The following is a 20,714-nucleotide window of genomic DNA, read 5'->3' on the forward strand; positions in this document are numbered from 1 at the left end:
AGCGACCGGGCGCTTCCATATCCCGGCGCCGCCGTCCGGCGCCGCCCCGCCGCCTCCGGCGCGGCCGGGCCCGCGAAGCCCCCAACTCCCGCCGTACGGCGCCCCGTTGCCCCTGCGCCGACGCTGCGCGGCCGCACCCGCGCAGGGCGCGGCGGACCGCCCCGCGAGCTCCCCGACGAGGCCGCGTACCCTCCCTACGGCCGCGGCCCGGCCGCTGGACCGGGCCGGGTGCCGACTCCGACGCCCCGCCGGTGGCACCGGGTGCCCGGGCGGCCGCCGCCCCCGCGCACCGGGCCGCTCACCGCCGAACGGGTGAACCGGCGCGACACGTTTCCGGCCAGCCGCGGCCGGGGCGTGCGGCGGCTCAGTACGCGAGCCGGCTGCCGCCGTCGGGCGTGGCGGTGCTCGCCCGGACGAGGGCGTCGACAATGGTGGAGACCTTCGGCAGCCAGGGCGCGGTCCGGCCGGGACCCGGCGGGCGCTCCCAGCGCACCTTGCCGGCGCCCGTCGGCGACGGCGGCAGCACGAGATAGCCGCCCTCGCCGTGGAACCGCAGCGAACTGGGCACCCAGTCCTGCTCGCTGAGCAACTCGCCCAACTCCGGGAGCCCGTACGGCGTCACCAGCAGCGACCAGCGGGTCGGGCCGGCGACCACCGGGCCGGTGCGGACGCCGAAGTGGTCCAGCGCGGCCAGCGCGCGGGACGCGGCGACGGCCGGCAGGCTCACCGCGCACGGCGCCCGCCCGCCGGTGGCCAGGACGACCGGCGCGTCCGGGCGGTTGGTCCACCACCAGCGCACCATCCGGGTGTCGGTGGTGGCCGCGAGCAGCCCGGGGTCGAAGGGGTGCGCGCCGGGCACCGCGCAGTCGGGATCGGGGCAGTTGCAGCGGCGCGGCGCCCGTTCGCCGAGGCCGAGCCGGCTGCCGGCCGGCAGCCGGCCCGCGGGCCGCAGTCCGACGCCGGGGAGGACCGGCCACTCCCACTCGGTGGCGCAGTGGAGCGCCGCACCGAGCAGCGCCGACCTCCCGCCGCGCCGGAACAGGGGCTTGCGTCGCCTTCCGAGGATCTCGCGCATGAGCGCTCGTTCCTTTCCGTTACGCCGAGGGCTGGTCCGTCGCCTTGCGTGCCGGTGCCAGGACACCGTTGGTGCATACCGTGCGCACCTGCCGTGGTGCTGCTCCGGGCCGGGCCGGGGTGGTACGTCGGCCCGGTCCTGCGGTGCGGCCGGCCTGGTGGTGCGACCCGGGGGTCGTTCGCGCTCGATCACCACACGTGGTGATCCGGTCACCGCGTGTACGAGGCAGCGCATCACGCCGTACACCGGGCGTGGAACGTGGCGGAGGGTGGCGCGCGCATGGCGCTTGCGCTTCCGGTGTGCCATCCCGCCACTCGGGAGTGCGTCGCGGTGGTCGCCGTATAGGACGCCGGTGCCCGCCGGAGAGTTCCGGTGCGACCCCAACTACCCCCGCACCTCTCCGAGTACGTACCCGCCACGGTGGAGATGACGCGCTGCTGATCGCCGCCAGGAGACCTCAAATTGACGCTCGGGGGGCTGTTTTCAGGCCAATCTACAGACCTCGCTGACACCACAAACCCCACGGGGACAGTGCTGGACATCACATCGCCGGTGCGTGTACATGTGGAGGCATTGATAGCGGAGCAGCATGACATGGGGGTTTGCGATGCTATTGAGGAACGTGAGCGGCCCGCAGTGCCGCACCACATCACTCGACTCAACGCCGCACTCCCTGCCACATCGCGGCCTGACCTGGGGCTTTGCCGGTCGCGACGTGGGTCGTCGGCCATGAGCGCCCCGCACGTACCGAAAGTGGCTGGAATCGAACCAGCACTACCCGCTCCCGCGCACACTAACGACCCTTGTGTGACGCCCGCTTCCGCCGGCCCCGCCGCCGGCACCCCTCCTGACGGCCCGTCCACCACCGGCGCTCCCCAGGACCCCGCCGCCGACCTCTCCCCCGTGGACCGTCTCGCCGCCGTGCAGGACCGGCTGGCCGGCTGGATCTCCGATCTGAGCACCCTGCACGACCTCACCGAACAGCTCGCCCGCACCCGCACCGTGGAGAACGCCCTCCGCGAACTCCTGCGGGCCGGCGCCTTCCTCGTCGGCGCCCGCCGCGGCCTGGTCGTCCTCTCCCCACAGGACGGGCTCGGCCCCGAGACCACCGTCGGACTGGGCCTGGGCCACGCCGAGATCGGCCACCTGGAGACCGTGCCGCGCCGGGCCCTGTCGTACGCGCGGATACTGGACGGCCTCCCCGAGCCCGGCGCGGGCGACGACGCCGCGGCCGAGGCCCGTACCGAGATCGCCGAACCGGACATCCCCGGGGAGAAGGACCTCGACCCGCGGCTGCGCGAGGTCGCCGCCGGGCTCGGTTACGCCGCCAGCTACGCGGTACCGCTCGCCGCCGGTCCGGTCGGCCGGATCGGTGCCGCGGTCTGGCTCTACGACGAACCGGCCGAGCCCGGCGACCGCCGGCGCCACCTCGTCGGCCTCTACCGCGCACACGCCGCCGAGCACCTGGCCGGGCTGCTGGAGCTCCACCGCAGCCGGCAGACCGCCCGGACCCTGCGGGAGGAGCTGCTGCCGAGCCGGCTGCCGCGCATCCCCGGCGTCCGGCTCGCGGTGCGGCACGCCACCGGACCGCGCGGCGGCGGCGACTGGTACGACGCGCTGCCGCTGCCGGACGGGGCGCTGGGCCTGGCCGTGGGCTCGGTCACCGGCTCCGGGCCGAGCGCGGTGGCCGCCATGGGGCGGCTGCGGGCCTCGTTGCGGGCCTATGCCGTGATGGAGGGCGAGGACCCGGTCGCGGTCCTCTCCGACCTGGAGCTGCTGATGCGGCTGACCGAGCCGGCGCGCAGCGCGACCGCGCTGTTCGCCTTCACCGAGCCGCCGCCGGGCGCGCCGGGCGGTCCGCCGTCCGATGGGGCCGCCGGTCCGGCGCCGCGCAAGATGGTGCTGGCCGGGGCCGGGCACTGCCCGCCGCTGGTGCTGGGCGATCTGCGGGCGGAGTTCGTGGAGACCTCGCTCTCCGCGCCGCTGGGCATGCTGGCCTGCTGGGAGGCGCCGAGCGTGGAGATCGAACCGGGCCCCGGTGAAACCGTCCTGCTGTACAGCGACGGGTTGCTGCACCGCACCGGTGAGCCGATGGACCGGGCCTTCGCCCGGCTGCACTCCGCGGCCGCCGCGGTCCCCCGGGCGAGCCGCCGCGATCCGGAGGCCGTGGTGGACCACATCGTGCGGACGCTGCTGCCGCAGGGCCTGGAGGACGCCGCGGCGGAGGAGGACGTGGTCCTGCTGGCGGCACACTTCGAGGCGTGAGCCGGGAAGCACTGCGGCGTGCGCCGGGAAGCACTGCGGCGTGCGCCGGGAAGCACTGCGGCGTAGCCGGGAAGCACTGCGGCGTAGCCGGGCGGCATCGCTGCGTAGCCGCCGGCCTCAGGTGGATATCCGCAGGTCACGGCGGTGGGCGGGACGGCGCGGGCGGCCGGTGCGCGCGCTGTCCGGCAGGTCACGCCTTCCGGCCCCTGGACCGTTTTCCGTACGCACTTACGATGGGATCCGGTTCAGTCTGAAAAGCCTTAAAAGGAGGCACGGTGACCGACGAGCTCACTCCGGAGACCCCGGAAGAGGAAGAGCAGCCGATCAAGCAGCGCAAGAACGGCCTGTACCCGGGCGTATCGGATGAGCTCGCCGAGAACATGAAGAGCGGCTGGGCCGACACCGAGCTGCGCGGTCTGGAGCCGGTCGAGCAGGCGCCGCACGCCGCCCGCCGCCGCGCCGCGCTCTCCGCGCGCTTCCCCGGCGAGCGCCTGGTGATCCCCGCGGGCGTCCTGAAGACCCGTTCCAACGACACCGAGTACCCCTTCCGGGCCGCGACCGAGTACGTCTACCTCACCGGTGACCAGACCGACGGCAGCGTGCTCGTGCTGGAGCCGCGCCCGGACGGCGCCGAGGGCCACGACGCGACGCTCTACCGCCTGCCGCGCTCGGACCGCGAGAACGGCGAGTTCTGGCTGAACGGCATGGGTGAGCTGTGGGTCGGCCGCCGGCACAGCCTGGAGGAGTCCGCGGCGCTGCTCGGCGTCCCCTGCGAGGACGTCCGCGAGCTGCCGGGCCTGCTCAAGGAGGCCACCGGCCCGGTCCGGGTCGTGCGCGGGCACGACGCCGCCATCGAGGAGGCGCTGCACGACAAGGTCACCGCCGAGCGGGACGAAGAGCTGCGGGTGTACCTCTCCGAGGCCCGGCTGGTGAAGGACGCGTTCGAGGTCGGCGAGTTGCAGAAGGCGGTCGACTCGACCGTGCGCGGCTTCGAGGACGTCGTGAAGGTGCTGGACAAGGCCGAGGCGACCAGCGAGCGCTACATCGAAGGAACCTTCTTCCTGCGCGCCCGGGTCGAGGGCAACGACGTCGGCTACGGCTCCATCTGCGCCGCCGGCCCGCACGCCACCACCCTGCACTGGGTCCGCAACGACGGCGCGGTGCGCTCCGGCGAGCTGCTGCTGCTGGACGCGGGCGTGGAGACCACCACCCTCTACACCGCCGACGTCACCCGCACCCTGCCGGTCAACGGCCGGTACACCGACCTCCAGCGCACGATCTACGACGCGGTGTACGAGGCCCAGGAGGCCGGGATCGCGGCGGTGAAGCCGGGCGCCGCCTACCGCGACTTCCACGACGCCGCGCAGCGGGTGCTCACCGAGAAGCTGGTGGAGTGGGGCCTGGTCGAGGGCCCGGTGGAGCGCGTCCTGGAGCTGGGCCTCCAGCGCCGCTGGACCCTGCACGGCACCGGCCACATGCTCGGCCTGGACGTCCACGACTGCGCCGCGGCCCGCACCGAGACGTACGTCAACGGCACGCTGGAGCCCGGCATGGTGCTGACCGTCGAGCCGGGTCTGTACTTCCAGGCGGACGACCTCACGGTGCCCGAGGAGTACCGCGGCATCGGCGTCCGGATCGAGGACGACATCCTGGTGACCGAGGACGGCTGCCGCAACCTCTCGGCGGCGCTGCCGCGCCGGTCGGACGAGGTCGAGGCGTGGATGGCGGGGCTGCTCGGGAAGTAGTCCGGCGACGCCGCAGCGGCGCGCCGGGACGGTGGTCAGTCCGCCCGTCCCGGCGCGCCGCCGTCTGCGGCTCCCCCGCCGGTCCCGGCCGCCCCGGTGGTGTACGCGCCGGCCTCGGCCGCGGCCAGGACGGCGGTGGCGGTGGATTCGGCGAGGCCGGGGTCCACCGGGCGGCGGGCGATCAGGATCCGGTAGGAGAAGGGCGCGCCGAGGGCGGACAGCACGGCCTTGGGGTCGGTGTCGGCGGGCAGTTCGCCGCGGGCGACGGCGCGCCGGACCAGCGCGCCGGCCAGCTCCAGCCGCTCGTCGAAGAAGTCCCGCAGCGCGGTGGCCGCCTGCGGGTCGCGGGCCGCGGCGGCGACCACCGCCTCGATCAGGCCGCGGGTCCGGGCGTCCCCGTAGAAGCGCCCTATCGCGCGGGCCAGGGCGCGCAGGTCGCCGGGGAGGGTGCCGGTGTCGGGCAGCGGCACGTCGCCGCTCAGCTCGGTCAGCAGCTCGCAGACCAGCTTGTCCGTGCTGCGCCAGCGCCGGTAGAGGGTGGCGAGGTGGACGCCGGAGCGCTGGGCGACGCGTTCCATGGTGAGGGCGGCGAACCCGTGCTCGGCCAACTCCGCGGAGAGGGCGGCGAGTACGGCGCGGCGGGTGCGGGCGGTCCGTCCTCCGGGGCGGGTCTCGCCCGGGGCCTGGTGCGCGGTCGTCACGGCGGCTCCGTCGCGGGGGTCGGGGGCGTAGCGCAGCGCGGATTGCAGTGCAGGTTCTGGCCAAGTATTGTCCAGGACAGATTAACGCGAGCAACTTCGCGTTAGTTGTGGTGCCGCGCTGGTCTCGCTGGAAAGGGGACGCCGCGGGGGAGGTCCTCCCACCCCGGGACCGCGCTGGCCACCACCTTTCAACGGCGATTTCCAGCCATCTCCCGTGTTGTCCGGCTTGCCGGATCCGGCCCGCCGGCCCTCAGTGCAGCCCGTGCTTCCGGGCCACCATCCGCTCCACCGCCGACGCCGGCAGCAACCGCCGCAGCAGGAAGACCGCGGGGGCGTTGCTGCCGACCGCGTAGTGCGCCCGGGGCCGGGCGGCCGCCACCGCCGCGAGGACCGTGGCGGCGACCTTCTCCGGCGGGATGCCGCGCGCCTCGTTGGCGTCCAGCGCGGCCGCCATCGTCCGGTAGCCGCCGGCGAACGGCGAGCCGCCGGCCAGATAGTGGGTGCGGCGGGCGCTGATCCCGGTGGCGACCGACCCCGGCTCGACGGTGCTGAGCGCCACCCCGTACGGGGCGACCTCGCGCCGGGCGGCGTCCGCGAAGCCCTTCAGGGCGGCCTTGGAGGCCACGTAGGAGGAGCGGTAGGCGAGCGGGAAGCTGGCCAGCATGGAGCCGATCATCACCACCCGGCCGTGGCCGCGCTCCCGCATGCCGGGCAGCAGCAGCTGGGTGAGCCGCACGGCGCCGAAGACGTTCAGCTGGAACAGGCGGCGGACGGCCTCCAGGGGCAGCTCCTCGAACGGGCCGCTCTGGCTCTCGCCGGCGTTGTTGACCAGCACGTCGACCGGGCCGGCGGCGGCCGCGCACGCCTCGATGGCGGCGTCGTCGGCGAGGTCGAGGGGGAGGTAGCGGACGCCGGGCAGCGGGTCGGCGACCGCTGCGGGGTCGCGGCTGGTGCCCAGGACGCGGTAGCCGCGGTCCGCCAGCGCCGCGGCGACCGCCGCGCCGATCCCGGACGAGGCGCCGGTCACCAGCGCGGTGCGCCCCCGCCCGCCGCCGCGCGCGGCCCCCGCGCCCGCGCTCACGCCAGGTCCCGGGCCAGCGCCCGGCCCGCCGCCCGGCCGGAGAAGATGCAGCCGCCCAGGAAGGTGCCCTCCAGGGCGTTGTAGCCGTGCACCCCGCCGCCGCCGAAGCCGGCCACCTCGCCGGCCGCGTACAGCCCGTCGATGACCGTGCCGTCCGGGCGGACCACCTGCGAGTCGAGCGTGGTCTCCAGTCCGCCCAGCGTCTTGCGGGTCAGCAGGTGCAGCCGGACCGCGATCAGCGGGCCGTGCGCCGGGTCGAGCAGGCGGTGCGGCCGGGCGACCCGGGTCAGCTTGTCCGGCCAGTACTCCCGGGCGTTGCGCACCGCCATCAGCTGGAGGTCCTTGGAGTACGGGTGGGCCACCGCCCGGTCCCGGGCCAGCACCTCGCGCTCGACCCGCGCGTAGTCCAGCGGGACCGAGGGCTCCAGGGCGTTCATCCCGGCGACCAGCTCGCGCAGGGTGCGCCGGACGACGAAGTCCTCACCGCGGTCCAGGAACGCCTGGACCGGGCCGGGCGCGCCCCTCTTCACCCGCGACAGCGCCAGTTTGAGGTCCTTGCCGGTGATGTCCGGGTTCTGTTCGGACCCGGAGAGCGCGAACTCCTTCTCCACGATGGAGCGGGTCAGCAGGAACCAGGTGTGGTCGTGGCCGGTGTGCGCGATGTGGCGCAGGGTGCCGAGGGTGTCGTGCCCGGGGAAGAGCGGGGCGGGCAGCCGCCGGCCGGTCGCGTCCAGCCACAGCGACGACGGGCCGGGGATGATCCGGATCGCGTGGTCGGGCCAGACCGGGTCCCAGTTCTTGATGCCCTCGGTGTAGTGCCACATCCGGTCGCGGTTGACCAGGGAGCCGCCGGCCCGTTCGGTGATCTCCAGCATCCGCCCGTCCACGTAGGCGGGCACGCCGGTGATCATCGACTTCGGGGCCGGGCCGAGCCGTTCGGCCGGCCAGTTCCGGCGGACCAGCTCGTGGTTGCCGCCGATGCCGCCGGAGGTCACCACCACGGCCTGCGCGCGGAGTTCGAACGCGCCGTCGGTCTCCCGCGGCGAGGCCACACCGCGCGGCAGGTCCGAGGGCACCAGCGTGCGGCCGCGCACCCCGGTCACCGCCCCGTCCGCCACGATGAGTTCGTCCACCCGGTGCCGGTGCCGGAACTCCACCAGCCCGCGCGCGGCCGCGGCCCGTACCGGCTCGGCGAAGACCCGCACCACCTCGGGGCCGGTGCCCCACGTCAGGTGGAAGCGCGGGACGGAGTTGCCGTGCCCGCCCGCCAGGCCCGCACCGCGCTCGGCCCAGCCGACGGTCGGGGTGAGCCGCAGCCCCAGCCCGTGCAGGTAGCTGCGCTTCTCGCCCGCGGCGAAGTCCACGTAGGCCCGCGCCCACTGCCGCGGCCAGTGGTCCTCCCGCTCGCGGTCGAAGCCCGCCGAGTCCAGCCAGTCGGACAGCGCCAGGTCGGCCGAGTCCCTGATGCCGGCCCGCCGTTGTTCGGGGCTGTTCACCAGGAACAGCCCGCCCAGCGACCAGAACGCCTGGCCGCCGAGGTTGGCCGCGCTCTCCTGGTCGACGACGATCACCCGCCGCCCGGCGCGGGCGAGTTCATAGGTGGCGACCAGGCCGGCCAGCCCGGCACCGACGACGATGACATCGGCGTCGTCACTCATGGGGAACTCCTTCGCGGTTGCGGGGTGGTCGGCGGCCCCCCGGCCGGCGGCCCGCCGGGGGCGCTCGGGGCGGGGACGGGGGCCGGGGTGCGGTACGCGTCTTCCGGGGCGGTGAGGGGGGCGGGGGTGCTGTGCACGACTCCCGGGGCGGTGGCGGGGACCGGGGTGCTGTACGCATCCAGCACCCGCGTGAAAAGCTCCGCCCGGCGCCGCCGCACCGCCTCCGCCGCCGGTTCCAGCAGGACCTGGACGGCGGTGCCGTCGTGCACGGCGACCAGCGCCTGCCCCAGCGCGGCCGGGTCGGGGACGGTCCGCCCGGCCCGCTCCAGCGCGGCCACCACGACCGGCAGCACGGTGTCCTGGACAGCCTGCTCACGCGCGGCCACGACATGGCGGAGCGAGGGATTACGCAGCGCGTGCGCGGTGAACTCCGCGGTGATCCGGTACCAGGCGTCCTCGACCGGGACCGCCGCCAGCGCGGCCTGCACCGCCTCCCGCGGCGAGGCGTCCGGCACCTCGGCCAGCGCCGCCCGCAGATCGTCCAGCATCCGCGCCGAGCGCTCCTCCCACATGGCCAGGAAGAGCTCGTCGAGCGAGACGAAGTTGGAGTAGAAGGCGCCCCGGGTGTAGCCGGCCCGCTCGCAGACCTGCTCCACGGTCGTCCGCCCGAAGCCGGTCTCGGCGAACACCTCCAGCGCGGCATCCAGCAGCCGCCGGCGGGTCCGCCCCCGCCGCGCCGTGATCCGCTTGCCCGCGCCGCCCACGCCGCCCGACCTCCCGGCCTCGCACCACGCCCCTGCCGGGGCCGCCGCCGATACACGAACGTATCCGATACGCGCGTGCATCAACAAGGGTGGGCGAGGGTGTGGGCGGCGCGGAATCCGGTCAGCCGAAGGGGTTGCCGGCGGGTACGGACCTGACGGGAGCCATCAGGGCCAGCCGCGGGTCCTCCGGCGCGCCGGGGGCGGCGTCAGGGGCGGGGGCGGAGAGCTGTTGTTGCTTTACGCCGGGGGGCAGGAAACAGGGAGTCCGAACCGAAAAGACCAGGTCGGTGGGCGGCAGGTAGCTCTCCACGGACACGAAGAAGTTGTCGCTGCCGCCCTTTGCGTCCATGAGTGCCTGTGAAGGATCCTCGCGGTAGCCGCTCAGAATCCTGTAGCCCTCGGCTTCCAACCTCTTGCGCATGGGGCGTAGCGCCTTTCCGTGTTCTTCCCCCGGAAGGTGGGCCCGCACGGAGTAGGACAGGTCGAAGCGCCCGTCGCTGGCATGTTCGTGATTCTTGCCGAAGCACTCGAAGAATTCCCTGCGCACCGTTGTGCCGTCGACCTGGAGCCCGTACTGCCTGGCCAAGGAGTCGATCAGAGTGCGGGCTGAGCGCTCGGCCTGCTCCCTGCTCTTGACGGGCAGCGGATCGTTCTTTCCGGAGTCGGTCATGCATCCTCCAGATGCGAGCAAGGTGATGAGCACAAGAACACTGATACGGCCGGAACGCGGGCGTCGCCGGGTCACCACTTCGGCCCCGTGGTGCCGGGAGGGCGGTACTGCGGAGGCACGCGATAGTCGCCTTCGCCCGGGCGCTTCCCCGCGATGATCCGCCCTTGGTTGGCGAGACTGTCACTGCCCTGGTCCCAATAGCCGCCGTGCCCGGAGGTGTCCACACCGAAGACCTTGCCGCCGAACTCCTTTTCCGCGGGGTTCTCCCCAAGGGTCTTGTCCGAGGCAACGGTGGAGACAATGTCGTCCGGCGCCCAGCCGGCCCAGACGTGGCCCGGGTCCATCTGCAAGTCCTTGGCGTGGTCAACGGTCATCCCCGGACTGCCGACCACCACAACGTCGTCGGCATCGATACCGTTGCTGTGTGCCGCCGCGTCACCCACCACCGTCGAGCCGTAGCTGTGCCCGAGCACAGTCACGTGGGCTCGCTCGCCGGTGTGCGACTCACGCAGGCCATGGGTGAAGCTCCTCAGGTCTCCGGCGGCGGCGTCGGCCCGCCCGGTCGTGGCCATGCTGCCCCCGACCTCGGGAGCGTCGTATCCGAGCCAGGAAACAACCGCCGTGCTCTCACTGCTGGTGGAGGCGGCCGCGTCCTGGAGGCGACGTACCCGCTCGATCTGCTCATCGACGTTCACCAAGTCGTTGTCGGTTCCCGGGACCTGCACGGCGACGTTGCGCGCGGTGTCGGGATTCCCTTGTGACACCACGGCCCGTCCGTCGCGGGCCCGCGTGTCAACCCCCAACACATACAGTCGCTTGTTCTCGTCACCGCCGCCATCGGACCTGTCGAGCTCGTCCCGCAGCTTGCGCAGACCCTCGTAGTTCCGCCGGTCGCGGACTCCCAGCTCGCCGTTCTCCTCCTTCATCCCGTACTCGGCGAGCTGAAGGTCCACGACCTTGCGGTTCGCCTCGTCGCGGTCGGTGCTGGGGATGCCGTCGAGCCAGCCGATCTTCTCGGGATAGGCGTCGAGGTACGCCTGCCGCTGCTGTTCGGTCAGGCCCGACCACCACCGGGCGTTCTCCTTCGGGTCCTTCTTCGAGGGGATGGCGTCCTCGTCGAGGCGGGCGAACTCGGCGGCCCTGCGGGCGCCTTCCTCGGCCTTCTCCGCGCCGTAGTCCTTGTCCAGGGTGAACGCGTCGACCTGCTGGAGGAGTTGCATGCCCTCCCAGGAGGCGGTGCCGGCCTCGTCGAGGCAGAACTGGATGTCGTTCCTATAGGCCGCCAGTTTGGCGACGCGCAGTTGGTGTTCTTCCTGCGCGTCGGCGTCCGCGTTGTCCGTGGGGCAGGGCCGCCGGTCCGACACATCGCCCTGGTCGTCGACGGCGTATCCGTCCAGTTCCGCTGTGCGCACGCACCGCCGCAGATCCTCCTGGGCCTCCCTCATCTTTGTGTGCACGCTGTCCAGGACGGTGGCGATGGAGGTGACGTCGGACTGCGCGGTCCCTAGTTGGGACTCGCTCGCTTCCATGTGCAGGAAGGCGTTGCCCGCGTCCGCACCCTGCCATTCACTGGCGTGCAGCGGCCCGGTCACCTTGTGCCGGTGCCGTCCCTGGGCCTCCTCCAGGGCCTTGGCCAGCTTCTGCCAGGACCTGACGGCAGCTTCCAGATCGGAGAAGTCCTGTTTGAGGAGGGCAGTGAAGTTCTCGGGCACCGGTCACCGAACCAGGAACGACTGGGCCGTGAGCTGTTCGTTGTACGCGTGGCCGTCGGCGGTGCGCCGCAGCCGGGACGCCGCGCTCTGGGGGTCACCGCCGCCGATGCGCTTGCTCAGCTCGTCCAGCGCGGTGCCCCAGTCGTGGGCCACCCGCTGCATGTCCGGGCCGATGGGCCAGGACTTCAGCGCCGCACCGGCCGCGTCGATGTCGCGCCTGGCCGCCGCTATGGGCCCCCGTAAATCCTCACTTATGGCATCGGCGGCACCCGCCGCCGCTCTCAGTTCCTCGGGTGAGACCGCGATACTGCCGTTGGGCATGTCCAAATTCCCCCGTGCCGATCGAATGCACCGGCGAAATGGTCACATGATCACTGTGCGGCGAGGGGCAAGGTGGCGACATAGTGCTGGCTTCCGGCCGAGAATCGCCGCCCCCTTGCACCGTTTTGCGGCGTGCACGTGGGACGCGGGGCCCGCGCGAGGAAGGGGTCCGGTCCGTACGGGACCGGCGCTCAGGAAGCCATCGGCAGCGGCGCGCCCTCGCGCCACTTGAGGATCTTGTCGAAGCTGACCACGGCGCCGCGGCGGCCGGTGCGGGTGCGGTACTGGACGTGGTCGGTGAGGGCCGCGATCAGAAAGAGCCCCCGGCCGTCCTCGGCGTAACCAGGGGGTTGCGCGGGGGCGGGGACGGGGGCCGGCGGAAGGGCGCGGTCCGCGGCGGTATGGGGAGGGGCCGCGGGGTGGAAGCCGGGACCGGAGTCGGTGACCTCGATCCGGCAGGTGTCGCCGTCGATGCAGGCGGTGACGCGGTAGTCGTCGGTGGCGTCGCCGCCGTGCTCGACGGCGTTGGCGCAGGCCTCGGAGAGGGCGACCGAGAGGTCGTAGCAGATCTCCGGGTCGACGCCGGCGGTCTCCATCGCTCCCAACAGCAGCCGCCGGGCGAGCGGCACGCTCGCGGCCTCACGCCGCAGATGGAGGGACCACCAGATGCTCATCGCTCCTGCCTCCTGGCCACGGCTCGACATATCGATACGTATTGCCGGGGCGCAAGGTCCGTAAGCATCTCCGGGACGTGATACCGCTCATTCGGCGGATGCGGAAAGTGAGCGCACAGGTGTAGGCGAGGTGCCGGGTGCGCGCCACCGCGCGCCCGGCGCGGGACCCCGGACGCCCTGGCGGGCGCCCCTTACCCCCGTCCGCACGGAGCCGGTGAAACCCTGCCGTAGGCGGCCAAGGGGGGCAGTGGGATGATGGCGGCCGCCATGACTGCCCCCTCCGTCCCCCCAGCGCGCGCGGCCGCCGACCTGCGGCTGCTCCGGGCCGCGGTGTTCACCGCGGTCTGCGTCACGCTGTCCGCCGCCGGGCACATGGCCGCCTCGTTCGCCGCGGTACCGCTGTGGACGCTGGGCCTCGCCGCGGTCGCGGTGTTCGCGGTGGCGGCCCCGCTGGCCGGGCGGGAGCGCGCGCTGCCGGGGATCGCGGCCGGGCTGGCGGTCGGCCAGCTGGTGCTGCACGCGCTGTTCGCGTGGGGCCAGCACCCGATGCCGGTGCGTCCGGCCGGGCTCTCCGACCAGGCGGCGGTGGCGCTGGCCCGGCACCTGACCTGCGGTCTGGACGGCGTACGGATGGACGGCGGGACGGCCCGGCAGCTGCTGGGCCCCGGCGGGCCGGACCTCGCCGCGGAGGCCGGGCTGACCGGCGCCGGCGGGCACCCGGCGGGCGCGGCCGGCGTCCCGGTGATGGCGCACTGCCTGGCCCCGTCGCTGCCCATGCTGCTCGGCCACCTGCTGGCCGCGCTGGGCCTGGGCTGGCTGCTGCGGCGCGGTGAGGCCGCGCTGTGGCGGCTGGTGCGGCTGTCCGCCCCGGCGGCGGGCGAGCTGGCGGCGCGGGCCCGGGTCGGCATGGTGCGCCGGTCGCTGACGCTGGTCCGGGCGCTGCTGGTGGTCCTCGGCGCGGCCGCGGAGGGCCGGCGCTTCCCGCGGGCCCGCGGGGACGAACCCGCTCCGCAGGATCCGGCGCTGCACCACAGCGTCGTCCGGCGCGGCCCGCCGCTGGGCGGCCGGCCGGCCCTCGCGGTCTGACGCCACGCGCGGCACGCTCCCACCGGACCTCCGGGGAACGGGACGAAGGCGGCGCGGGGCGGCGGTGCGCGCCCGGGCGGGCCCGGCCCTGCCGACAGCCCGTCAGCCGTTCTCCCACGCGTCTTCCCGTCCCCCAGGGGCCTCGGCGAAGCGCGGGAGTCCTCTCCTCGTGGAGTGTTTCCCCATGACCAACACGTCCGTTATGCCCGGGATTTCGAAGGGCGCCGCGGCGTCCGCGTCCCCGTCGCGCCGCCTGCTCCGCCGGCTGCCCGTCGCCGGCGGGATCGCGGCCGGCAGTGTGCTGCTGCTGGCCGGCCCGGCCTTCGCGCACGTGACCGTGCAGCCGGGCACCGCCCCCAAGGGCGGGTACGCCACCGTCGACATCAAGGTGCCCAACGAGCGCGACAACGCCTCGACGGTGAAGGTCGAGGTCTCGCTGCCGGCCGACCACCCGCTGGCCTCCGTGATGCCGCAGCCGGTGCCCGGCTGGAAGGTCGACGTCACCACGGCCAAGCTCGCCAAGCCCCTGGAGATGCACGGCCAGAAGATCACCGAGGCGCCCTCGAAGGTCACCTGGACCGCGGACGGCGACGGCATCGCGCCCGGCCAGTTCCAGCAGTTCCCGCTCTCCGTCGGCCAGCTGCCCAGCGACACCGACCAGCTGGTCCTCAAGGCCCTCCAGACGTACTCCGACAAGGAGGTCGTGCGCTGGATCGAGCCGGCCAAGCCGGGCGGGCCGGAGCCGGAGAACCCGGCGCCGGTGCTCAAGCTGACCGCGGCCCCCGCCCCGGACGGCGCCGCCAAGGGGGCCGGCGACGGCAAGGGCCTGGTCAAGGCCGGCCGCACCGAGGCCGTGGCCCCGGCCAGCGACACCACGGCGCGGGTGCTGGCCGTCGGCGGGATCGTCGTCGGCGTCGTCGGCATCGCCTTCGGGGTGCTCGCCGGCCGGCGCCGCAGCGCCTGACCGGCGCCCGCCGCCGGACGCGCCCGGACCGGCGCACCCGCTGCGCCGGTCCGGCACCCTTCCGGGGGCGTCCGGCTCCCACCACCGCTGATCCACCTCTGACCGACCCGATACGAACCGGCACCACGCCTTGAAACAACGGGACATATCCGTCATGCGTAGAAGAAAACTCCTGGTGTCCGCCCTGGGGGCGGCCGCCGCCCTCGGCCTCACCCTGACCGCCTGCGGCAGCGGCGGCGACGCCGACCAGCCCGCCGCCGAGGTCTCCGGGGGGACGGCGGCCAAGCCGATCGTCACCCTCGACACCCCGATGGAGAAGCCGGACCTGGCCCTGACCGACTCCGACGGCAAGCCCTACGACCTGCTGGAGAAGACCAAGGGCCACCCGACGCTGATCTACTTCGGCTACACCAACTGCCCCGACGTCTGCCCGACCACGATGGCGAACATCGCGGTGGCGGTGAAGCAGCTGCCCAAGGCCGAGCAGGACGACCTGCGGGTGGTCTTCGTGACCTCCGACCCCGAGCGCGACACCCCGGCCCAGCTCAAGAAGTGGCTCGGCGGCATCGACAAGGACTTCGTGGGGCTCACCGGCCCGTTCCCGACCATCCAGCGGGCCGCCCGCAGCGTGAACATCGGGATCGAGGCGCCGGTCAGGAAGAAGAACGGCGACGTGGTCTCCACCCACGGCGCGCAGGTGCTCCTCAGCTCCCCCAAGGACGACAAGGTCCACTGGATGGGGATGCAGGAGGCCACCTCCGACAACTACACGACCGCACTTCCGAAGATCATCAAGGGACAGAACCCGTGACCCGCCGCACCGCCCCCCGCACCCGCCGCACCCCCGTCAGCCGCCGGACGGCCATCGGCTCCGCGCTCGCCCTCACCGCCGGTCTCGCCCTGGCCGGCTGCGGTGGCGGCGGCGACGGCCACGGCGACGGCAAGCCCCGGCTCTCGGTCAGCGGCGCCTACATGCCGCAGCCGGTCACCCAGGACATGGCCGGCGCCTACTTCGTGGTGAAGAACACCGGCTCCACGGCCGACAAGCTGACCTCGGTCACCAGCGACCTGTCCAAGGACATCACCCTGCACAAGACCACCGGCAACAAGATGGAGCAGGTCGACTCCCTGCCGGTGCCCGCCAACGGGGAGCTGACGCTCCGCGCCGGCGGCAACCACCTGATGTTCATGGGCCTGACCCGCAAGCCCACCGCGGGCCAGAAGGTCACCGTCGAACTGCACTTCGCCACGGCCGACCCGGTCACGGTCGAGGTCCCGGTCAAGCCCGCGGACTACCGGCCCGGGAAGTGACGGTCTCCGCCGCACCGCGGACACCGTGAGAGAGGGGCCCGGCGACGGGCCCGGTGGAAGAAACGGACACCTCATGCCGACGGGAAGGGGAGCGAACACCATGGCCCTCACCGGCTTCCGGCCGCTGCGGCTGCTGGTCGTCGCGGCGGTGCTCTTCGGCGCGCTGGCCGCGGGCGCCGCGCCGGCCGCCGCGCACGCCGCGCTGACCGGCAGCGACCCCGCACAGGGTGCGGTGGTGGCGCACGCCCCCGAGCAGGTGACGCTCACCTTCTCCGAGGGCGTGGCGATGGGCGACGACTCGCTGCGCGTCCTGGACCCGCACGGCAAACGGGTGGACCGCGGCACGCTGCGCAACCTGTGCAGCGGCAGCGTCGTCAAGTACGGTGCGGGGCTGCCGCCGGGACTGCCCGACGGGACGTACACCGTCGCCTGGCAGGCCGTCTCGGCGGACAGCCACCCGGTCTCCGGCGCCTTCACCTTCTCCATCGGGGCGCCCTCCAGTACCACCGCGCCGCTGCCCCAGCAGGAGGCCGGCGGCGGCCCGGTGGGCGCGCTCTACGAGATCGCCCGCTATCTGGCGTACGCGGGCTTCGCGCTGCTGGTCGGCGGTTCGGCGTTCGTGGTGGCCTGCCGGCCGGCCGCCTCCCGGGTGCGGTCGGTGCAGCGGCTGGTGGTCCGCGGCTGGGCGGTGCTGACCGGCGCGACGGTGGCGATGCTGCTGCTGCGCACCCCGTACACCGGGTCGGGGAAGCTCGCCGACGTCCTCGACCTCGGCGGGCTCCAGCAGGTGCTGCTGACCAAACCGGGCGCCGCGCTGGTCTCCCGGCTGCTGCTGCTCGCCGCGGCGGCGCTGTTCCTGGCGGTGCTCTTCGGCGCGTACGCCCGGGCGCAGGCGCACGGGGGCGCGGGGGACGGTGCCGCGGACGCGGCCGGGGACGGCGCCGCCGGGCGGCGCAGGGACCTCGGCCTCGGGCTGGGGATCGGCGGTGCGGTGGTGGCCACCGGGCTCGCCGCGACCTGGGCGATGGCCGAACACGCCTCCACCGGCCTCCAGCCGGCCGTGGCCATGCCGGCCGACGTGCTGCACCTGCTCGCGGTCGCCGGCTGGCTCGGCGGTCTCGCGGCGCTGCTGGTCTCCCTCTATGGGGGCCCGCCGGTCGAACGGGCCGCGGTGCGCCGCTTCTCCCGGGTGGCCTTCGGGTCCGTCCTGGTCCTGGTGGCCACCGGTACGTACCAGTCCTGGCGGCAGGTCGGCTCCTGGAGTGCCCTGACCTCCACCGCCTACGGGCGGCTGCTGCTGGTCAAGGTGGGCCTGGTGGTGGTGCTGGTGGCCGTCGCCGGGCTGTCCCGGCGGTGGACGGGCAAGCTGGCGGACGCCGGTACGGAGGCGGTGAACTCCGGCACGGACGCGGCGAAGGCGGGCACGGCCGCGGCGGGCGCGGTGGAGTCGGGTGCGGCCGAGCCGGGTGCGGCCGAGCCGGGTGCGGCGGTGGCGCAGGACGCCGCCGGGGAGGGCTCGTCGGCGGCGCGGGCGGCCGTGCCCGCGGCAGGGTCCGCCGGGCCGGACGCCCCCGTGGCGGTCGCCGACCCGGACCCCTCGGCGGCCTCCCCGGACGCGCCCGCCGCCGCCCCGGACACCGCTCCGGACCCGGCCCCCGCCGACCCCGTCCGGGCCGCGCAGCTCGCCCGTCAGCGGGCCGCGCTGGCCACCGCCCGGAAGAAGCGGGTCCGGGACGCCGACCCGGTGCGGCGGGGGCTGCGCCGGTCCGTGCTGGCCGAGGCCGCGATCGCGGTGGTGCTGCTCGCGGTGGCCACCGCCCTGACCACCACCGAACCGGCCCGCACCGAGGCCGCGGTCCGGGCCGCGTCGGCCGGCCGGTCACCCGGCGCCAACCAGCCGCGCGTGCTGACCGTCCCGTTCGACACCGGCGGCCCCGGCGGCAAGGGCACCGCCCGGCTGGACCTCGACCCCGGGCACAGCGGCGGCGGCAACGAGCTGCGGGTGCGGATCGCCGACCCGTCGGGCCGGACCCGCGACGTACCCGAGGTGAAGGTGAGCTTCACCCTCGCCGCGAAGAAGCTGGGCCCGCTGCCGGTCGCCCTCCGGCACACCGGGACCGGCCACTGGAGCGCGAGCGGCGTCCAGCTCCCGGTACCGGGGCGGTGGCAGCTCTCGCTGCTCGTGCGGACCTCCGACTTCGACCAGGTGACCGAGACCAGGAACGTGACGATCAACTGATGAGCAAGCAGACCGACACCACCAAGGACACCGCCCCGGGCCCGCAGGACGGCCCGGCCCCCGGGGACGCCGCCGCGCCCACCCTGGAGGTCTCCCGCCGCCGGCTCCTGGGGACGGTCGGCGCGGCCGGCGCCGCCGGGCTGGTCCTCGGCGGGGCCGGCGGCGCGCTCGGCGCCACGGCCGCGCGGGGGGACGCCCCCGAGCCGCTGACCGCGCTGGGCTCGACCGAGGTCCCGTTCCGGGCCGCGGGCGGCAAGCACCAGGCGGGCATCACCACCCCCCTCCAGGCCCGCGGCCACCTGGCCGCCTTCGACCTGGCGCCCGGCGCCGGCCGCAAGGAGGCCGCCGCCCTGCTGCGCCGCTGGTCGCGGACGGCCCAGGAGCTGATGGCCGGGCGCGCCCCGGCCGACGACACCGCGGTGGCGCGGGACGCCGGCCCGTCCTCGCTGACCGTCACCTTCGGCCTGGGCCACAGCTTCTTCGACCGGACCGGGCTGGCCGCCCGCCGCCCGGCCCAGCTCGACCCGCTGCCGGACTTCTCCGCCGACGCCCTCGACCCCCGGCGCAGCAACGGCGACCTGTGGCTCCAGATCGGCGCCGACGACGCCCTGGTCGCCTTCCACGCGCTGCGCGCGCTCCAGAAGGAGGCCGCGGACACCGCCCGGCTGCGCTGGCAGATGAACGGCTTCAACCGCACCCCGGGCGCCACCGCGCACCCGATGACCGCCCGCAACCTCATGGGCCAGATCGACGGCACCAACAACCCCAAGCCGTCCGACCCGGACTTCGACCGGCGGATCTTCGTGGGGCCGAAGACGCCGCAGGAGTGGATGCGCGGCGGCTCGTACGCCGTGGTGCGGCGGATCCGGATGCTGCTGGACGACTGGGAGAAGCGCTCCCGCACCGAGCAGGAGCGGGTCATAGGCCGGCGCAAGGACGACGGAGCCCCGCTGACCGGCGGCACCGAGACGACCCCGATGAAGCTGGACGCCACCGGCCCCGACGGCCTCCCGGTGATCCCGGCCAACGCGCACGCCCGGATCGCCGCCCCGGAGGCCAACCAGGGCGCGGCGATGCTGCGCCGCCCGTTCTCCTTCCACGACGGCTTCCGGGACGACGGCGCCCCGGACGCCGGGCTGCTCTTCATCTGCTGGCAGGCCGATCCGCTGCGGGCCTTCACCCAGATCCAGCGGAAGCTGGACCGCGGGGACGCCCTGTCGCCGTTCCTGCGGCACGAGGCCAGCGGCCTGTACGCGGTGCCGCCGGCCCCGTCGCCCGGCGACTACGTGGCCCAGCCGCTGCTGGAGGGGTGAGCCGGCGGGCCCGGTACCGCCCTGTGGAACGCGGCCACCGGCCGCCGGGCCGCTCGGTATCGTGGCAGGGCAGGGCGGAATTCGGCGGGATGCTCCCGCAGGCACGTGAGGGAGTCCACTCCATGTCGGCCAGTCGCTATACCTACCTCGGTCCCGTGGGCACCTTCACGGAGGCGGCGCTGCGCACCCTTCCGGAGGCGGCGACCCGGGAGCTGGTGCCGATGGTGTCGGTGCCCGCCGCGCTGGACGCCGTACGGGCCGGGGAGGCCGCCGCGGCGCTGGTGCCGATCGAGAACTCCGTCGAGGGCGGGGTGACCACCACCCTCGACGAACTGGCCTCCGGCGAACCGCTGATGATCTACCGCGAGGTGCTGCTGCCGATCGCCTTCGCCCTGCTGGTCCGCCCGGGCACCGAGCTGTCCGACGTCAAGACGGTGACCGGCCACCCGGTCGCCCAGCCGCAGGTCCGCAAGTGGCTGGCGGCCCAACTCCCCGAAGCGGTCTGGGAGTCGGCGGCCTCCAACGCGGACGGTGCGCGGCTGGTGCAGGAGGGCCGCTACGACGGTGCGTTCGCCGGGGAGTTCGCGGCGGCCACGTACGGGCTCACGCCGCTGGTCACCGGCATCCACGACGCGCAGAACGCGGCCACCCGCTTCGTCCTGGTCGGCCGCCCGGCCCGGCCCGCGGCGCCCACCGGCGCGGACAAGACCTCGGTGGTGCTGTGGCTGGCCGCCGACCACCCCGGTGCGCTGCTGGAGCTGCTCCAGGAGTACGCGGTGCGTGGGGTCAACATGATGCGGATCGAGTCCCGGCCGACCGGTGAGGGCATCGGCCGCTACTGCTTCTCGGTGGACTGCGAGGGCCATGTCACCGACCGGCGGGTGGGCGAGGTCCTGATGGGCCTGAAGCGGGTCTGCCGCGATGTGCGGTTCCTCGGCTCGTACCCGCGGGCGGACGAGGTCAGTGCGAATGTCCGGCCGCAGGTGACGGATACCGCCTTCACCGAGGCGTCCGACTGGCTGGCGCGCTGCCTGGACGGGCGGGGCTGAGCGGGCCGCCCGGCGGGCGGCGGTGCCCTGCCCCTCGGGTTACGGGCTGTGACCTGCGTCTTCTGCGGGAGCCGGGGCGCGGCTCC

18 protein-coding genes are annotated in these 20,714 nt (G+C 74.4%); 9 read left to right on the forward strand and 9 right to left on the reverse strand.

Translation table 11 applies throughout. From position 1 onward, the window contains the following. Positions 1 to 364 precede the first annotated feature (364 nt). On the reverse strand, positions 365 to 1,075 hold the full coding sequence (locus tag MUU72_RS09235; RefSeq protein WP_248012677.1) for a bifunctional DNA primase/polymerase: 711 nt from the start codon (positions 1,073 to 1,075) through the stop codon (positions 365 to 367). 729 nt (positions 1,076 to 1,804) lie between these two features. Here MUU72_RS09235 and MUU72_RS09240 point away from each other — a divergent pair. Together MUU72_RS09240 and MUU72_RS09245 are read left to right on the forward strand one after the other, a co-directional pair. Beyond that, positions 1,805 to 3,340, forward strand: coding sequence for a PP2C family protein-serine/threonine phosphatase (locus MUU72_RS09240; protein WP_248012678.1), 1,536 nt, complete (start codon positions 1,805 to 1,807; stop codon positions 3,338 to 3,340). Positions 3,341 to 3,615: 275 nt separating this feature from the next. Continuing rightward, a complete protein-coding gene (locus MUU72_RS09245; protein ID WP_248012679.1) occupies positions 3,616 to 5,085 on the forward strand; it encodes an aminopeptidase P family protein in 1,470 nt (489 codons plus the stop codon). Positions 5,086 to 5,120: 35 nt separating this feature from the next. On the opposite strand, the gene MUU72_RS09250 is transcribed toward MUU72_RS09245, so the two are convergent. The 8 genes from MUU72_RS09250 to MUU72_RS09285 all read right to left on the reverse strand — a co-directional run bounded on the left by MUU72_RS09250 (position 5,121) and on the right by MUU72_RS09285 (position 12,666). Beyond that, positions 5,121 to 5,786 carry a TetR/AcrR family transcriptional regulator gene (locus tag MUU72_RS09250; RefSeq protein WP_248012680.1) on the reverse strand — a complete coding sequence of 222 codons (666 nt, stop codon included), beginning with the start codon at positions 5,784 to 5,786 and terminating at the stop codon, positions 5,121 to 5,123. Positions 5,787 to 6,036: 250 nt separating this feature from the next. After that, a complete protein-coding gene (locus tag MUU72_RS09255; protein WP_248012681.1) occupies positions 6,037 to 6,867 on the reverse strand; it encodes an SDR family NAD(P)-dependent oxidoreductase in 831 nt (276 codons plus the stop codon). After that, on the reverse strand, positions 6,864 to 8,525 hold the full coding sequence (locus MUU72_RS09260; protein ID WP_248012682.1) for an FAD-binding dehydrogenase: 1,662 nt from the start codon (positions 8,523 to 8,525) through the stop codon (positions 6,864 to 6,866). Before MUU72_RS09260 ends, MUU72_RS09255 begins: the two co-directional genes overlap by 4 nt. Continuing rightward, on the reverse strand, positions 8,522 to 9,289 hold the full coding sequence (locus MUU72_RS09265) for a TetR/AcrR family transcriptional regulator (RefSeq protein ID WP_248012683.1): 768 nt from the start codon (positions 9,287 to 9,289) through the stop codon (positions 8,522 to 8,524). The genes MUU72_RS09260 and MUU72_RS09265 overlap by 4 nt, the downstream gene beginning before the upstream one ends. 121 nt (positions 9,290 to 9,410) lie before the next feature. Continuing rightward, a complete protein-coding gene (locus MUU72_RS09270; protein WP_248012684.1) occupies positions 9,411 to 9,959 on the reverse strand; it encodes a hypothetical protein in 549 nt (182 codons plus the stop codon). A 71-nt stretch (positions 9,960 to 10,030) separates the two neighbouring features. After that, positions 10,031 to 11,671: an alpha/beta hydrolase gene (locus tag MUU72_RS09275; RefSeq protein WP_248012685.1), complete on the reverse strand. Its 1,641-nt coding sequence runs from the start codon at positions 11,669 to 11,671 to the stop codon at positions 10,031 to 10,033. 3 nt (positions 11,672 to 11,674) lie between these two features. After that, entirely contained in the window at positions 11,675 to 11,992 is a 318-nt protein-coding gene (locus MUU72_RS09280) for a hypothetical protein (RefSeq protein ID WP_248012686.1), read from the reverse strand. A 191-nt stretch (positions 11,993 to 12,183) separates the two neighbouring features. Further along, on the reverse strand, positions 12,184 to 12,666 hold the full coding sequence (locus MUU72_RS09285; protein WP_248012687.1) for an ATP-binding protein: 483 nt from the start codon (positions 12,664 to 12,666) through the stop codon (positions 12,184 to 12,186). A 267-nt stretch (positions 12,667 to 12,933) separates the two neighbouring features. Here MUU72_RS09285 and MUU72_RS09290 point away from each other — a divergent pair, with 267 nt between their 5' ends. The 7 genes from MUU72_RS09290 (at position 12,934) to pheA (ending at position 20,628) form a co-directional block, all read left to right on the forward strand. Then, the gene (locus MUU72_RS09290; protein WP_248012688.1) at positions 12,934 to 13,752 is read left to right on the forward strand and encodes a hypothetical protein; all 819 of its coding nucleotides are present in this window, start codon (positions 12,934 to 12,936) and stop codon (positions 13,750 to 13,752) included. A gap of 184 nt (positions 13,753 to 13,936) precedes the next feature. Next, on the forward strand, positions 13,937 to 14,716 hold the full coding sequence (locus MUU72_RS09295; protein ID WP_372503048.1) for a YcnI family copper-binding membrane protein: 780 nt from the start codon (positions 13,937 to 13,939) through the stop codon (positions 14,714 to 14,716). A gap of 154 nt (positions 14,717 to 14,870) precedes the next feature. Beyond that, positions 14,871 to 15,527 carry an SCO family protein gene (locus tag MUU72_RS09300; protein WP_248012689.1) on the forward strand — a complete coding sequence of 219 codons (657 nt, stop codon included), beginning with the start codon at positions 14,871 to 14,873 and terminating at the stop codon, positions 15,525 to 15,527. Then, on the forward strand, positions 15,524 to 16,027 hold the full coding sequence (locus MUU72_RS09305) for a copper chaperone PCu(A)C (protein ID WP_248012690.1): 504 nt from the start codon (positions 15,524 to 15,526) through the stop codon (positions 16,025 to 16,027). The genes MUU72_RS09300 and MUU72_RS09305 overlap by 4 nt, the downstream gene beginning before the upstream one ends. 100 nt (positions 16,028 to 16,127) lie before the next feature. Continuing rightward, on the forward strand, positions 16,128 to 18,266 hold the full coding sequence (locus MUU72_RS09310; RefSeq protein ID WP_248012814.1) for a copper resistance CopC/CopD family protein: 2,139 nt from the start codon (positions 16,128 to 16,130) through the stop codon (positions 18,264 to 18,266). Continuing rightward, positions 18,266 to 19,579, forward strand: a complete 1,314-nt coding sequence (gene efeB / locus MUU72_RS09315; protein ID WP_248012691.1) for an iron uptake transporter deferrochelatase/peroxidase subunit — start codon at positions 18,266 to 18,268, stop codon at positions 19,577 to 19,579. The genes MUU72_RS09310 and efeB overlap by 1 nt, the downstream gene beginning before the upstream one ends. A gap of 122 nt (positions 19,580 to 19,701) precedes the next feature. Then, positions 19,702 to 20,628: a prephenate dehydratase gene (gene pheA, locus MUU72_RS09320; RefSeq protein ID WP_248012692.1), complete on the forward strand. Its 927-nt coding sequence runs from the start codon at positions 19,702 to 19,704 to the stop codon at positions 20,626 to 20,628. Positions 20,629 to 20,714: the final 86 nt, after the last annotated feature.

The organism is Streptomyces rhizoryzae (genome assembly GCF_023155275.1).
Lineage (GTDB): Bacteria > Actinomycetota > Actinomycetes > Streptomycetales > Streptomycetaceae > Streptomyces > Streptomyces rhizoryzae.

Coding starts and splice junctions, on each gene's coding strand:
- MUU72_RS09310 (WP_248012814.1), top strand. CDS start 16,128: ATGGCCCTCACCGGCTTCCGGCCGCTGCGGCTGCTGGTCGTCGCGGCG.
- MUU72_RS09260 (WP_248012682.1), bottom strand. CDS start 8,525: ATGAGTGACGACGCCGATGTCATCGTCGTCGGTGCCGGGCTGGCCGGC.
- MUU72_RS09285 (WP_248012687.1), bottom strand. CDS start 12,666: ATGAGCATCTGGTGGTCCCTCCATCTGCGGCGTGAGGCCGCGAGCGTG.
- MUU72_RS09295 (WP_372503048.1), top strand. CDS start 13,937: ATGACCAACACGTCCGTTATGCCCGGGATTTCGAAGGGCGCCGCGGCG.
- MUU72_RS09235 (WP_248012677.1), bottom strand. CDS start 1,075: ATGCGCGAGATCCTCGGAAGGCGACGCAAGCCCCTGTTCCGGCGCGGC.
- MUU72_RS09240 (WP_248012678.1), top strand. CDS start 1,805: ATGAGCGCCCCGCACGTACCGAAAGTGGCTGGAATCGAACCAGCACTA.
- MUU72_RS09270 (WP_248012684.1), bottom strand. CDS start 9,959: ATGACCGACTCCGGAAAGAACGATCCGCTGCCCGTCAAGAGCAGGGAG.
- efeB (WP_248012691.1), top strand. CDS start 18,266: ATGAGCAAGCAGACCGACACCACCAAGGACACCGCCCCGGGCCCGCAG.
- MUU72_RS09290 (WP_248012688.1), top strand. CDS start 12,934: ATGACTGCCCCCTCCGTCCCCCCAGCGCGCGCGGCCGCCGACCTGCGG.
- MUU72_RS09280 (WP_248012686.1), bottom strand. CDS start 11,992: ATGCCCAACGGCAGTATCGCGGTCTCACCCGAGGAACTGAGAGCGGCG.
- MUU72_RS09300 (WP_248012689.1), top strand. CDS start 14,871: ATGCGTAGAAGAAAACTCCTGGTGTCCGCCCTGGGGGCGGCCGCCGCC.
- pheA (WP_248012692.1), top strand. CDS start 19,702: ATGTCGGCCAGTCGCTATACCTACCTCGGTCCCGTGGGCACCTTCACG.